15 protein-coding genes are annotated in these 12530 nt (G+C 65.6%); 2 read left to right on the top strand and 13 right to left on the bottom strand.

What is annotated here, in order from left to right; translation table 11 throughout:
- Positions 1–34 precede the first annotated feature (34 nt).
- From KHN96_RS15345 to KHN96_RS15335, 3 genes are all read right to left on the bottom strand, one after another.
- A complete protein-coding gene (locus KHN96_RS15345; protein ID WP_045785624.1) occupies positions 35–598 on the bottom strand; it encodes a ferritin-like domain-containing protein in 564 nt (187 codons plus the stop codon).
- 54 nt (positions 599–652) lie between these two features.
- A complete protein-coding gene (locus tag KHN96_RS15340) occupies positions 653–1078 on the bottom strand; it encodes a DUF883 family protein (protein WP_062738679.1) in 426 nt (141 codons plus the stop codon).
- A gap of 130 nt (positions 1079–1208) precedes the next feature.
- Positions 1209–1382, bottom strand: coding sequence for a DUF1328 domain-containing protein (locus tag KHN96_RS15335; protein WP_045785626.1), 174 nt, complete (start codon positions 1380–1382; stop codon positions 1209–1211).
- 217 nt (positions 1383–1599) lie between these two features.
- On the opposite strand from KHN96_RS15335, the gene KHN96_RS15330 reads away from it, so the two are divergent.
- On the top strand, positions 1600–3009 hold the full coding sequence (locus KHN96_RS15330) for a sensor histidine kinase (RefSeq protein WP_045785627.1): 1410 nt from the start codon (positions 1600–1602) through the stop codon (positions 3007–3009).
- Positions 3010–3076: 67 nt separating this feature from the next.
- On the opposite strand, the gene KHN96_RS15325 is transcribed toward KHN96_RS15330, so the two are convergent.
- The 7 genes from KHN96_RS15325 to KHN96_RS15295 all read right to left on the bottom strand — a co-directional run bounded on the left by KHN96_RS15325 (position 3077) and on the right by KHN96_RS15295 (position 9597).
- Positions 3077–3217: an entericidin A/B family lipoprotein gene (locus KHN96_RS15325; RefSeq protein WP_045785628.1), complete on the bottom strand. Its 141-nt coding sequence runs from the start codon at positions 3215–3217 to the stop codon at positions 3077–3079.
- Between the two features lie 89 nt (positions 3218–3306).
- Positions 3307–3750, bottom strand: coding sequence for a response regulator (locus tag KHN96_RS15320; protein WP_045785629.1), 444 nt, complete (start codon positions 3748–3750; stop codon positions 3307–3309).
- A 102-nt stretch (positions 3751–3852) separates the two neighbouring features.
- Positions 3853–4485 (bottom strand): response regulator, encoded by a 633-nt coding sequence (locus tag KHN96_RS15315; RefSeq protein WP_045785630.1) that lies wholly within the window; start codon positions 4483–4485, stop codon positions 3853–3855.
- A gap of 311 nt (positions 4486–4796) precedes the next feature.
- Positions 4797–5210, bottom strand: coding sequence for a hypothetical protein (locus KHN96_RS15310; RefSeq protein WP_062738678.1), 414 nt, complete (start codon positions 5208–5210; stop codon positions 4797–4799).
- Positions 5211–5448: 238 nt separating this feature from the next.
- Positions 5449–8187, bottom strand: coding sequence for a methionine synthase (gene metH / locus KHN96_RS15305; RefSeq protein ID WP_258558485.1), 2739 nt, complete (start codon positions 8185–8187; stop codon positions 5449–5451).
- Positions 8184–8537: a bleomycin resistance protein gene (locus tag KHN96_RS15300; RefSeq protein WP_062738677.1), complete on the bottom strand. Its 354-nt coding sequence runs from the start codon at positions 8535–8537 to the stop codon at positions 8184–8186. Before KHN96_RS15300 ends, metH begins: the two co-directional genes overlap by 4 nt.
- Positions 8538–8544: 7 nt before the next feature.
- Positions 8545–9597 carry a homocysteine S-methyltransferase family protein gene (locus tag KHN96_RS15295; RefSeq protein ID WP_045785633.1) on the bottom strand — a complete coding sequence of 351 codons (1053 nt, stop codon included), beginning with the start codon at positions 9595–9597 and terminating at the stop codon, positions 8545–8547.
- Between the two features lie 149 nt (positions 9598–9746).
- Here KHN96_RS15295 and KHN96_RS15290 point away from each other — a divergent pair, with 149 nt between their 5' ends.
- Positions 9747–10139: a rhodanese-like domain-containing protein gene (locus tag KHN96_RS15290; RefSeq protein WP_045785634.1), complete on the top strand. Its 393-nt coding sequence runs from the start codon at positions 9747–9749 to the stop codon at positions 10137–10139.
- Positions 10140–10252: 113 nt separating this feature from the next.
- Here KHN96_RS15290 and KHN96_RS15285 read toward each other — a convergent pair whose 3' ends face one another.
- The 3 genes from KHN96_RS15285 to KHN96_RS15275 form a co-directional block, all read right to left on the bottom strand.
- Positions 10253–10510, bottom strand: a complete 258-nt coding sequence (locus KHN96_RS15285; protein ID WP_045785635.1) for a BTH_I0359 family protein — start codon at positions 10508–10510, stop codon at positions 10253–10255.
- A 317-nt stretch (positions 10511–10827) separates the two neighbouring features.
- Positions 10828–11673, bottom strand: coding sequence for a 3-oxoadipate enol-lactonase (gene pcaD, locus KHN96_RS15280; RefSeq protein WP_062738676.1), 846 nt, complete (start codon positions 11671–11673; stop codon positions 10828–10830).
- The coding region (locus tag KHN96_RS15275) for a DUF3108 domain-containing protein (RefSeq protein WP_211888723.1) at positions 11670–12530 on the bottom strand (861 nt) is incomplete at its 5' end. The genes KHN96_RS15275 and pcaD, both read right to left, overlap by 4 nt.

The following is a 12530-nucleotide window of genomic DNA, read 5'->3' as shown; positions in this document are numbered from 1 at the left end:
GGAGGGGGCTGACGCGTTGCGCCGGTATCTCGTCTTACTGCGTCTGCGTGCCGGCCTGGGGCAGCATGTCGGCGAGTTCGTCGGCATGCTCTTCCTCCACGGCCAGGATCTCTTCCAGCACGCGCCGCGTGGTCGGGTCGCGGTCGCCGATGTAGCGGATCATCTCGAGGTAGCTGTCGATGGCGATCCGCTCGGCCACCAGATTCTCCTTGATCATGTCGACCAGGCCATCGGCTTCCACGTATTCCGAATGGCTGCGCGTGGACAGGCCTTCCGGGTTGAAGTTCGGCTCGCCGCCCAGCTGCACGATGCGTGCGGCGATCTTGTCGGCGTGTTGCTGCTCTTCGGTGGCGTGCACCATGAATTCTTCGGCGATGGGCTCGGCGTTGATGCCCTTGGCCATGAAGTGGTGGCGCCGGTAGCGCAGCACGCAGATCAGCTCCGTCGCCAGCGCTTCATTGAGCAGCCGGAGCACCGTCTCACGGTCGGCCTTGTAGTCGCCGGTCACGGCGCCGTCCTGGATGTGCTTGCGGGCACGTTCGCGCAGCGCCTTGATATCGATGAGAAACGGGCTGTCTGCAGCGTTGGTTTGGGTCATGCGGATACTCCTGCAGGGTCTCGGAAAAGGGCGTCTTGCGTCCGGTTTGCCGGCTTATTCGTCGGCACCGCGCCGGCCGCCGCTGGCGAGCGCCAGGGCCAGGCCGATCACGGCGCCGACCGCCACGGCGACCCCCACCGACCGGAACGGCGCCGAGGCGATGGTGTCTTCAGTGCGGTCCAGGGCCCAGTCCATGGTTTCGCGCGCCTGATGGGCGCGATCGTTGGCCGCGCGGCGCAACTGCTCGGCGCGCGCCTGGATGGCGTTGCGCGCCCTCCTGGCCTCCGTGCCGCCTTCGTCGGTCAGTGTCTGGATGGCGTCTTCAAGGGAGCGCAGCAGTTTTTGCACGTCCTGCACGGCGGGGTTGGCGGCATGGCGGGCGTCGTCGATGGCGTCGCCGGCGCTGCTCAGGGCCCGGTGTGCACGTTCGTTGACGGCATCGACTCGGCTGCGTACGCGTTGGCTGGCAAAAAGAGACATGGCGGGATTCCTCGGTCATGGCGCCGCGGGAGGCAGGCACCGCGGCGCGGGGGTCATTGGGCGTTCGCTTTCGTGAAGAAAGACAGGGCGTCTGCCACACTGGCTAGCAAGACATGGACCCGACGCCACGCTAATCCACGGCCTTGAAGACGGTCAGGCCCAGGATGAGGAACAGCACGAACAGCACCACGAAAATGAAGAACAGGACCTTGGCGATACTCGCCGCGCCTGCGGCGATGCCGGTAAAGCCCAGCACGCCGGCCACCACGGAAATGATGGCGAAGATCAGAGCCCATTTCAGCATGTCGTTGCCTCCGGATCAGGTTGAAATACAGGCCGCTGCGCGAGGTGGTGCAGCGAGCCTGTGCTGCGGTGTAGTCCCACGCACGCCGCGTGCCTGGGCCGGGTGTGCCCCAAGTGCCGTGCGGGGTGCCCACGGAGTATCATGCCCCCTACCAAAAACACATATGCAACGCGCGCCGCGTCGGGCGGCCTGACGCGTTCCACACGGGTCTGCAGACATGCGGTCATCCTTGCGCTCCACCCTGCTGCTTGCCGGCGGCATTCTGCTCACGCTCGGGGTGCTCATTGCCTCGGAGACGGGCAACGTCCGCCTCAGCCAGGGCTACCGGCAGGTGATTCAGTCGCAGCAGGCGGAAACCGCCATCAACGAACTGCTGGCCGAGCTGGTCAACGCCGAAGCCGGGCAGCGCGGCTTCCTCCTTACGGGCAAGGACGAATACCTCGACCCGTACAACAAGGCCATCCCGCACATCCATGCGCTGATGGCCGAGATCCGCGACCACTACGCCAACGACCCCGACGCGCTCAAGCTGTTTTCAGAGACGGCGCTGCAGGTCAGCCGCAAGCTCACTGAAATGGAGCTCACGCTGATCTACGGCAAGCGCGATCTGGAGGTGGCGCTCGACCTCGTGCGCACCGACTTCGGCAAGGCGTCGATGGAAGCCGTGCGCCAGGGGCTGGACCGCCTGCGCCAGCGCGAGATCGCCACGGTGGCCCGCAGCCTCGAACATGCCGAGCGCGACCTGGCGCTTTCGCGCTATGGCATTGCGCTCATCACCGCGGTCAACATCATCCTGCTGGTCGTGCTTGGCATGCAGCACGCCAAGCGCCTCGCCGCCACCGAGCAGGAGCGCGACAAGGCCGAGGAAGAAAGTCAGAAGCTCGACCGCATGGTGCGCGAGCGCACGCGCCAGTTGTCCGATCTGGCCGCGCACCTGCAGCGCGTGACCGAAGACGAGAAGACGCGCCTGGCGCGCGAGCTGCACGACGAACTGGGGGCGATCCTCACCGCGACCAAGATGGACCTCCACTGGCTGCGTTCACGCATCCACGCCAGCGAGCCGGCAGTGAGCGAAAAAATTACGCGCGTGATGGCGCATGTGGATCAGGGCATTCAGATCAAGCGCCGCCTGATCGAAGATCTGCGCCCGACCATCCTGCTGAACCTGGGCCTGGCCGAAGCGTTGACCCAGCTCACCCAGGACGTCGGCACGCGCAACGGCTGGCATACCGAGGTTAGCCTCCCCGACGAGATGCCGCAGCTGACCGACGACGCAGCCATTGCGCTGTATCGCATCGTGCAGGAATCGCTCACGAACGCGTCCAAGTATGCGCATGCGACCACCGTGTCGGTGGCGCTCGATGCCAGCGAGGATGGCGTGCGCCTGCGCGTGCGCGACAACGGCCGCGGTTTTCCTGCCGACATCGAGCGCAGGCGCATGGTCGGCCATCACGGCCTGCTCGGGATGGAGCAGCGCGCCATCGCGCTGGGCGGTACGCTCACGATCGATTCGATGCCCGGTGGCGGCGTCACGATCATCGTTGAGCTGCCCTCCAACGATGCCGTTCTTGTCCACCCGGACGCCAGCGGTCTACAGGCCTTGCCCGGCGGCGCGGCGCCGGCATGATGCGGCCCGGCCGCCGAATGAAAAAGCCCCGTCGTGGGGCTTTTGTCGTGTTGCGCGGCGCAGGCGGCTACATCTTCTGCTTGGTGTTGTCGGCGGCATTCTCCAGCTTCTGACCGCCAGTCTGGATGTCCTTGCCGGCGCCCGCCATGGTGTTGCAGCCGGCCAGGAAAACGCACGTCAGCGCAAGTGCGGCACACAGGGTCTTCATCGAACGCTCCTTGGGGTGAGAAACCGTGGAAAGCGGCATGGGCCTGGGCGACTGGGCGATGCGCGCCAACAGGTCCGCAGGCGCACCCCCTACGCGTGAGGGGAGTGCTGTGCAGGCTGGTGGCGTGGCCGCGCCACACCCGCGCGTTCTTCGATGACCTCGAACACCTTGTCGAGCTCGAGCGATTTGTCGAAGAAGTAATTGGCGCCCGCTTCGAGGCAGCGCTGCCGGTAGGTCGGGACCTGGGCGTGGTTGGTGTAGACGATGCGCACGCTCGGCGAGGCCTGGTCGCGCAGCGTCTGCAGGACTTTGAATCCGTTGCCCTGCCGCAGCTGCAGGTCGACGATGACGACATCGTAGTGACCCTGCGCGAGCAGGCGCAGCGCCAAATCTTCCGTGTCTGCCCACTCGACCGTCGCTACGAAGGCGGAGGCCTTGAGGTATTCGAGCACCATGCCGCGAAGCACGGGGGAATCCTCGATCAGAAGGACGCGCAGGCCACGGGTGGAGAGGGTGACGGCTTGATCCAGCATGCGTTGATGGTAGCCAGCGGGCGCACCGGGTGGTATCAGGCGTTGTCCTACATGCCAGCAAGCTTTGCGGGGTGGCGGGCGGTTCGGACGCCGCGCCCGGTGTCACTCGACCAGGCCGTTCTTGATCGCGTAGTAGGTCAGATCGGCATTTGATTTCATGCCCATCTTTTCGAGAATCCGCGTGCGGTAGGTGCTGACCGTCTTGACGCTGAGGAACAGCTCTTCGGCGATGACGGACACCGACTGCCCCCGCGCGAGCTTGCAGAAGATCTGGAATTCGCGCTTGGACAGCGTCTGGTGCAACGGCTGGTCGGTCGGTTTTTCCAGGCCGCCGATGAGCAGTTCGGCCACCGTCGGGCTGACATAGCGCCGCCCCTGCGAGACCGTGCGGATGGCCTTGACGAGCTCGTCCGGCGCGCTTTCCTTGGTCAGGTAGCCCGATGCACCAGCGCGGATCAGGTTGATCGCGTACTGATCTTCCGGAAAAGTCGAGAGGATCAGCACCGGAAGATCCGGATGGCGCTGGCGCACCAGCTTGAGCGTATCGATGCCGTTGCGGTCGGGCATGGAGATATCCAGCACCACGACGTCGAAGGCGCCGGTGCGGAGTTGCTCCATCACCTCTTCCCCGCTGGCCGCTTCCCCCGCGACTTCGATGTCCCGCTCTTCGGACAGGAACTGCCGAAGGCCGGCACGGACGATTTCGTGATCGTCCGCAATCAGGACGCGAATCATGCTGCTCCTTATGGACGGCGCGGCCGGCGGACTGCCCGCGTGCTCACGCCGCACTTGTTGGTTCGATACGACAGCAATTGTATCGGACTGTGGCGTGAAACCGGACTCCCCCATGCCGACGGGCTGGAGGGGTGTGGTCTGCGTTTCCATAAAAGGCCTCTGGATGTGCATGAATCGCAACATGCGATGTGCCCCATAGGGGAGCAATCAACGTGCCCGAGGCCGCGGAGCCAAAGAAAACGGGGCGGAGAAATCCGCCCCGTTGTGGCTCTGGGTGCGCCGTGGGGCACCCGACGCCCCGCCGACCGCTGTTACTTGGTTTGCGCGGCGGCACCGCCGTTCACGCTGGCGTCGACGTTGGTGTTGCCGGCGAGATCAGCCTTGGCGTCCTTGGCCGTCTTGGCTGCCGACTTCTCGGTCCTGTTCACCGACTTGCCGACCTTGTCGGTCGTCTTGTCCAGCGCGGCTTCCGACTTGGCCTTGTGTTCGTGGGCGGCCTTGGCGCCGTGCTCGGCCTTGCTGTTCAGCTGGGTCTTGGCCGATTCGGTGTCCAGCTTGGCGCCTGCGTCGGCCTTCAGGCCCGTGCCGACGTTGGCCTGGGCCGGAGCGACGGCGGCCGTGCCGTTGGCTTGCGCACCTGCGCCCACCGACGGGGTTTGCGCGTTGGCGTAAGCGGAGGCAGCAGCGATGGCGATGGCGGACAGGGAGATCAGCAGCTTGTTCATGGAGAGGCTCCTTTGATTCTGAACGGCCACGCGAGGGATTCGTCGCGGCATCACTCTGTGCGTCGAGTGAATGGGTTCAGTGTAAGGAGCCCTTCCGGTTACGACTGTTAGGGGGTGTAAGCCTTTGTAATGAAAGCATCACCCCTCTTGAAGCACCATCAACGCCAACGCCGGCAAGGGTTTGCAGGCGTAAGACACGGTGCGGCGCACACCATGTCTTAAACGTCTTGTCACAGATTCAGAGATTCGGGGCCAGGGCGCGTTCGACAAAGGCGCGGTCTTCGCCGCTGCGCGCCGCCATATCGTCCACTTGGTCCTGCCCGATCTTCCCGATCGTGAAGTACGTGCTCTCCGGGTGCGACAGGTAGAAGCCCGACACCGATGCGGCCGGCGTCATGGCCAGTGCGTCGGTCAGGCCCATGCCGATCTCCTGCGCGTCGAGCACACGGAACATGTCGCGCTTGACGGTGTGCTCGGGGCAGGCCGGATAGCCCGGCGCCGGGCGGATGCCCTTGTATTCCTCGCGGATGAGCGCGTCGTTGTCGAGCGCTTCGTCCGGCGCGTAGCCCCACAGGTCGCGGCGCACGCGCGCGTGCAGGCATTCGGCAAAGGCTTCGGCAAAGCGGTCGGCCAGGGCCTTGAGCATGATCGCGCTGTAGTCGTCGTTGTCGGCTTCAAAAGCGGCTTCACGCTTTTGCACCCCGATGCCGCCCGTGACGGCAAACAGGCCGATATAGTCGGCGATGCCGGTGTCCTTGGGTGCGATGAAATCGGCCAGGCAGCGGTTCGGGCGCATCACGCCGTCGATGATCGGGCGCTCGCTCTGCTGGCGGAGGTTGCGCCAGGTCAGCGCGACTTCCGAGCGCGATTCGTCGGTGTAGATCTCGATGTCGTCGTCGTTGACGGTGTTCGCGGGCAGCAGCGCGATCACGCCGTTGGCCGTGAGCCAGCGCCCGGCGATCAGGCGCGCGAGCATGCTCTTGCCATCGGAAAACACCTTGCGGGCCGATTCGCCGACGATCTCGTCGTTGAGGATGTCGGGGAATTTGCCGGCCAGGTCCCACGTCTGGAAGAACGGGCCCCAGTCGATGTACTGGGCGAGCTCGTTGAGGTCGTAGTTGCGGAACACGCGGCGGCCGATGAACTTGGGCTTGGGCGGCGTGTAGTGGCTCCAGTCGATCTTCGTCTTGTTGGCGCGCGCGGCGGCCAGCGACACCATCGGCGTGGCCTTCTTGTTGGCGTGCTGCGTGCGGATGCGGTCGTAATCGGCCCGCAGTTCTTCGAGATAGCGCGCGGCGCCGTCATCCGACAACAGGCTCGACGCCACGCTCACCGAGCGCGAGGCGTCCGGCACATAAACCACCGGGCCTTCGTAGTTCGGAGCGATCTTCACGGCGGTGTGCACGCGGCTCGTCGTTGCACCGCCGATCAGCAGCGGAATCTTCCTCACGCGGAAATACTCGTCGCGCTGCATTTCCGAGGCCACGTAGGCCATCTCTTCCAGCGACGGCGTGATCAGGCCCGACAGGCCGATGATGTCCGCGCCTTCCACCTTCGCCTTCGCGAGGATCTCATTGCACGGGACCATCACGCCCATGTTCACGACCTCGAAGTTGTTGCACTGGAGCACGACGGTGACGATGTTCTTGCCGATGTCATGCACGTCGCCCTTGACCGTGGCGATGACGATCTTGCCGCGCGAGCGCACGTCGCCGCCGGCGGCGGCGATCTGGCGCTTCTCTTCCTCGATGAACGGGATGAGGTGGGCCACGGCCTGCTTCATCACGCGGGCGGATTTCACCACCTGCGGCAGGAACATCTTGCCGGCGCCGAAGAGGTCGCCCACGATGTTCATGCCGTCCATCAGCGGGCCCTCGATCACCTGGATCGGGCGGCCGCCCTCGGCGGCAATCTTCTGGCGCACTTCCTCGGTGTCTTCGACCACGTAGTCGGTGATGCCGTGCACGAGCGCGTGGGCAAGGCGCTTCTCGACCGGCTCCAGGCGCCATGCGAGGTTCTCTTCGCGCTTCGTGCCGCCGCCCTTGTAGCGGTCGGCAATCTCGAGCAGGCGGTCGGTCGCGTCAGGCCGGCGGTTGAGCACCACGTCTTCCACGCGCTCGCGCAGCTCGGGGTCGAGATTCTCGTACACGCCGAGCTGGCCCGCGTTGACGATGCCCATGTCCATGCCCGCCTGAATCGCGTGGTACAGGAACACGGTGTGGATGGCCTCGCGCACCACGTCGTTGCCGCGGAATGAGAACGACACGTTCGATACGCCGCCGCTGACCTTCGCGTGCGGCAGGTTCTGCTTGATCCAGCGTGTGGCCTCGATGAAGTCCACCGCGTAGTTGTTGTGCTCTTCGATGCCGGTGGCGACCGCAAAGATGTTCGGGTCGAAGATGATGTCTTCCGGCGGGAAGCCGACCACGTTCACGAGGAAGTCGTAGCTGCGCTTGCAGATCTCGGTCTTGCGCTGGAACGTGTCGGCCTGGCCCTGCTCATCGAAGGCCATGACGACCGCGGCGGCGCCGTAACGCTTGATGAGCTTGGCGTGGTGCGCAAAGGCGTCTTCGCCTTCCTTGAGCGAGATCGAGTTGACGATCGCCTTGCCCTGCACGCACTTCAGGCCCGCCTCGATCACCTCCCACTTGGACGAGTCGATCATGATCGGCACGCGCGCGATGTCGGGCTCCGAGGCGATCAGGTTCAGGAAACGCACCATCGCCGCCTTGGAGTCGAGCATCGCCTCGTCCATGTTGACGTCGATGATCTGTGCGCCGTTTTCGACCTGCTGGCGGGCCACGGCCAGCGCCTCGTCGAACTGGCTGTTGAGGATCATGCGCGCGAACGCCTTGGACCCGGTGACGTTGGTGCGCTCGCCGACGTTGACGAACAGCGTACCCTCGCCAATGTTGAACGGTTCGAGGCCGGAGAGGCGCATGGGATGGTCGGTCATGATGGTGCGGGGTTCGGTCAGGCGGGGGCGTGTTCGCCCAGCTTCAACAGGTTGCCGTGCGGGTCGATCACGTAGAGCTCTTTCATGCCCCAGGGCCGCACCGCCGGCGGCGCGAGCGAAAGCCCGCGCGCGGTGAATTCTTCAAACAGCGCCTGCGTGTTCGGCACGCGCAGGTAGCAGGAGGTGTTCTCGGCGATGCGGCGGTCGTCGCACAGCCAGAAATGGAGTTCGGCGCCGTCGCGCTGCACGATCAGGTAGTCCGGCGCCAGCAGCCTTTGCGCAAAGCCGAGCCGCTCCGTGTAGAAGCGGGCAGACTCCTGCAGGTCCAGCGAGGCCAGCACGGGGATGGTGCTGTCGATGCGCGCGGTCATGGCGGTCTCAGGCGGCTTCCTTGTACTGGCCCGGCCATGCGCGCGGCTTGCGGCTCGCGACGCGTTCGGCAATCGCCTTGATGTGTTCGGGCGTGGTGCCGCAGCAGCCGCCCACCAGGTTCACCAGGCCGGCCGCGGCAAACTCGTCGACCAGGCTCGATGTGACGTCGGGCGTTTCATCGAAGCCCGTGTCGCTCATCGGGTTGGGCAGGCCCGCGTTGGGGTAGCACGAGACGGCCGTGTCGCAGATCTTCGCCAGCTCGGCGATGTACGGGCGCATCAGCGCCGCGCCCAGCGCGCAGTTCAGGCCGAAGGTGATCGGCTTGGCGTGGCGCAGGCTGTTCCAGAACGCTTCCACCGTCTGGCCCGACAGGATCCGGCCCGAGGCGTCGGTCACCGTGCCGGAGATCATCACGGGCACGCGCTCGCCGGTGTCCTCGAACAGCTGATCGATGGCAAACAGCGCCGCCTTGGCGTTGAGCGTGTCGAAGATCGTTTCGACCAGGAACACGTCGGCGCCGCCCTCGAGCAGCGCCTTGCCCTGTTCGTAATACGCATCGCGCAGCTGGTCGAAGTTGACGTTGCGCGCGCCGGGGTCGTTCACGTCGGGCGAGATGCTGGCCGTCTTGGGCGTCGGGCCGAACGCGCCGGCCACAAAGCGCGGCTTCTCGGGCGTGCTGTACTTGTCGCAGGCCTCGCGCGCCAGGCGGGCGGCCACGACGTTCATTTCGTAGGCCAGATCCGCCATCTTGTAGTCTTCCTGCGCGATGCTGGTGGCGCCGAAGGTGTTGGTCTCGATCAGGTCTGCGCCGGCGGCCAGGTATTGCTCGTGAATCTCGCGGATGACCTCGGGGCGGGTGAGCAGCAGCAGCTCGTTGTTGCCCTTCACGTCGATGGGGTGGTCGGCAAAGCGCTCGCCGCGGTATTGCGCCTCGGTCAGCTTGTAGCGCTGGATCATGGTCCCCATCGCGCCGTCCAGGATCAGGATGCGCTCGCGCAGCAGCGCGGGCAGGGTGGCGGCACGGGTATAGGGCAGGGGCGCAATGGTGGACGCGGACATGGGGGGACTCCGGGGTGCGTCGGCCGGCAATGGTTGAAAAGTTGCGGCCAAAGACCGATTTTACCAGTCGCATCAATGACTTGCCGGCGGTGTGGGCAATCGCGCTCCTATAATCGACATCACGCCGTCTTCCCGTCCTGATCGCCACCATGCAACTGCTTGACCCCACCGACGCCCATGCCTTCCTGCAGCGCACGCCCGCCGCGCTGTTCATCGACTGCCGCAGTGAAATGGAGCACCTGTTCGTGGGCCATCCGGCCGGCGCGCACCATGTGTCGTGGAACGATGGGCCGCACTGGGAGGTGAACCCCGAGTTCGTGCCCACCGTGCGCAAGCTTTCCGGCCACGGCTTTGACCGGCCGATCGTGTTGATCTGCCGCAGCGGCAACCGTTCAGCGGCCGCCGCGCGTGCGCTGGAAGAGGCGGGGTTCAGCGACGTCTACGTCGTGCGCCACGGCTTTGAAGGCGACCTCGATGCCACGCGCCATCGCAACACGCTCAATGGCTGGCGCCATGCCGGGCTGCCGTGGGAGCAGTGCTAGAGAGAAACTATCGCTGCGATAGTCGATGCACGCATGAAAAAACGCCCGGCAGCGCCAAGCTCCGGGCGTTTTTCTGGAAGGCGTCACGCGGGCGGGCGGCCCGCACCGGCGGTTCAGTGCATCGTGACCGGCTGCGTCATCACGGTGTCGAACTTGCCCAGGAAGTCGTCGACCTCCTCGACCGTCGGCTCGCTCGCGATGAGCTTTTTCACGTCCTCGCGGAAATGCTCGGCCAGCTCGCCGCCGAGGAAGATTTCACGCTTGAGGTTTTTGTCCACGATCTCGTAGCCGCCTGCGGAAAGCATGGCGTGCTGGCCATCGGCACCGAATTCGACAACACAGTAGTTGTCACTGTTGTAGATCATTTGCATGGTGCACCTCCGAGGCGTCAATCGTCTTGCTGTTGTGGGGACTGCTCTACTGCTGCACCGGGTAGATGGGGCCCGTGGCCATGACTTCAAGAGCCGATCCACTCCCACCCATGATCGTGCCGCCCATCTGTCCCTTGGGCTTCATGATCGGCCACAAAGTTCGCAAATGCGAGGCGAAATGTGTGACGTGCGTCGTGATCGCGTAACCAGATCTTTCCGCGCCTGCATCGAACGCTGCAGGCCACCGTCGTCCATATGGCGGGTGGCCGGCGCCCGGTGTGGGGGGCGCCCGCAGTGATCGACACGGCAAACGGGACTTACGGCGTGTCGCATTGACTCCCGCATCCCGCGTGCCCGAGGAACTCATCCAGAGCGGTGAGGAAGGCCTCCTCCTGTTCGACGGGGGCAAGATGGGCCGCGTGGGACATCACTTTCAAGCGCGCGTTCGGGATGTGCGTGGCGATCTCGCGCGCGACTTCGACCGGTGCGCCGGTGTCCTGGTCGCCGGTCATGACCAGGGTGGGGCAGGCAATGCGCTCTAGCGAGCCGCGCGTGTCGAGCGCCTTGATGGCCAGGCAGGCGCCCACGTAGCCGTGCGGCGGTGTGGCGCGCAACAGCGCCCGGATGCGTTCGACCGCGTCCGGATGGGCCTCGCGAAACGGTGTGGTGAGCCAGCGCTGGATGGTGGGCTCGACAATGCCGCTCATGCCATGGGCTTCCACCTGGCCGATGCGCTCGTCCCACATGGCGTGCGCAGAGACCGGCGTGTAGCAGACGGTGTCGCACAGCGTGAGCGAGAGCAGCCGCTGCGGGTGCCGCACGCCGAGGATCTGGCCGACCATGCCGCCCATCGACAGGCCGACGAAATGCACCTGCGCAATCGACAGCGCGTCGAGCAGCCCGGCCACGTCGTCGGCCATCTGGAAGAGGGTGTAGGCGCCGTGCGGGGCGCTGGTCTTGCCGTGGCCGCGCGCGTCGTAGCGCAGCACCCGATGGCGATCGCACAGGCGCGCAGCGATGTCGTCCCACAATCGGTGGTCCACGCCGAGCGCGTGCGCCAGCACGACCCAGGAGCCGTCCGTGCCGTCGATGCGGTAATGGATGTCGATGCCGTTGGCGCGCACGGCACCCCAGTCGGAGCGGGCGGTTGGTGACACGGTCATCCTCCTTCCTGCGATTGGTAGACCAGATCGAACTGCATGCCGTTGGGCTCGGTCTGGCGCAGGCGCACCGGCAGCCAGCCACGCTCGGCCGCGAGCCAGATTTCGACGCGCCGCTTGTCGTCGGCCCGGCGCGGCAGTCGTATGAAGTGCTGTGCACGAATCGTGCCGTTTGGCGTGTCGACAGTGTCTTCGCCCACATGCTGCACGCGGGCGAACTCCACGCTGTCTGTATCCGCGATGGGGATGTCGAGCGTGAGCCCGGGGCTCGCCATCCGTTCCGGATTGCCGCGCGCCAGGCCGGTCAGCTGCAGGAAGACACTGAAGCGATCCTGCGTGCCCTCCGGGAGGGGCAGCACGGCCGGCGTGCGCGTAAAAGTGACGGTGGGTGCGCTCTGCGTGCCCGAGGTGGCTGCGTTGGGATCGGGGTAATGGAACGTTGTCACGTCCGGCTGTCGGCGGCCGCGCACCTCTTCATAGCGCATGGGGGCCAGACCGTACGGGCCGGCTGCGCCGGTGCTTCGGAAGGCGAGCGCGCCAAAGAACAGCGGCAACGGAATTTCGACGGAGAGCGTGTAAGTTTTGCCATCGGTCGTCCACCGGATCAGCCCGTCTTCGTTGCGTACGCCGTTGACGTACGTGGCGTAGCGCAGCGTCGTCGATGGCGGCAGGGAGAAGCCGGCGCCGCCTGGCGCAGCCCCCGCGCCGGGATCCTCTGCGCCGAGGTCCTTCACCATCCCGGTATTGCCCGACGCCTGGGCCCCGAGGAAGTCCGACGAGTCTGTGTCGGAGAGGTCCGACCCGGTCGGGGCGGGCCTGGGCGCGGCTATCGGCTCGCGCGCGGGCGGGGTCGCGGCCGG

Origin of the sequence: Ralstonia mannitolilytica (assembly GCF_905397375.1) — a bacterium.
Lineage (GTDB): Bacteria > Pseudomonadota > Gammaproteobacteria > Burkholderiales > Burkholderiaceae > Ralstonia > Ralstonia mannitolilytica.
Note: the sequence above shows the minus strand (reverse complement) of the source record. Positions and strands in the feature narration are given on the sequence as shown.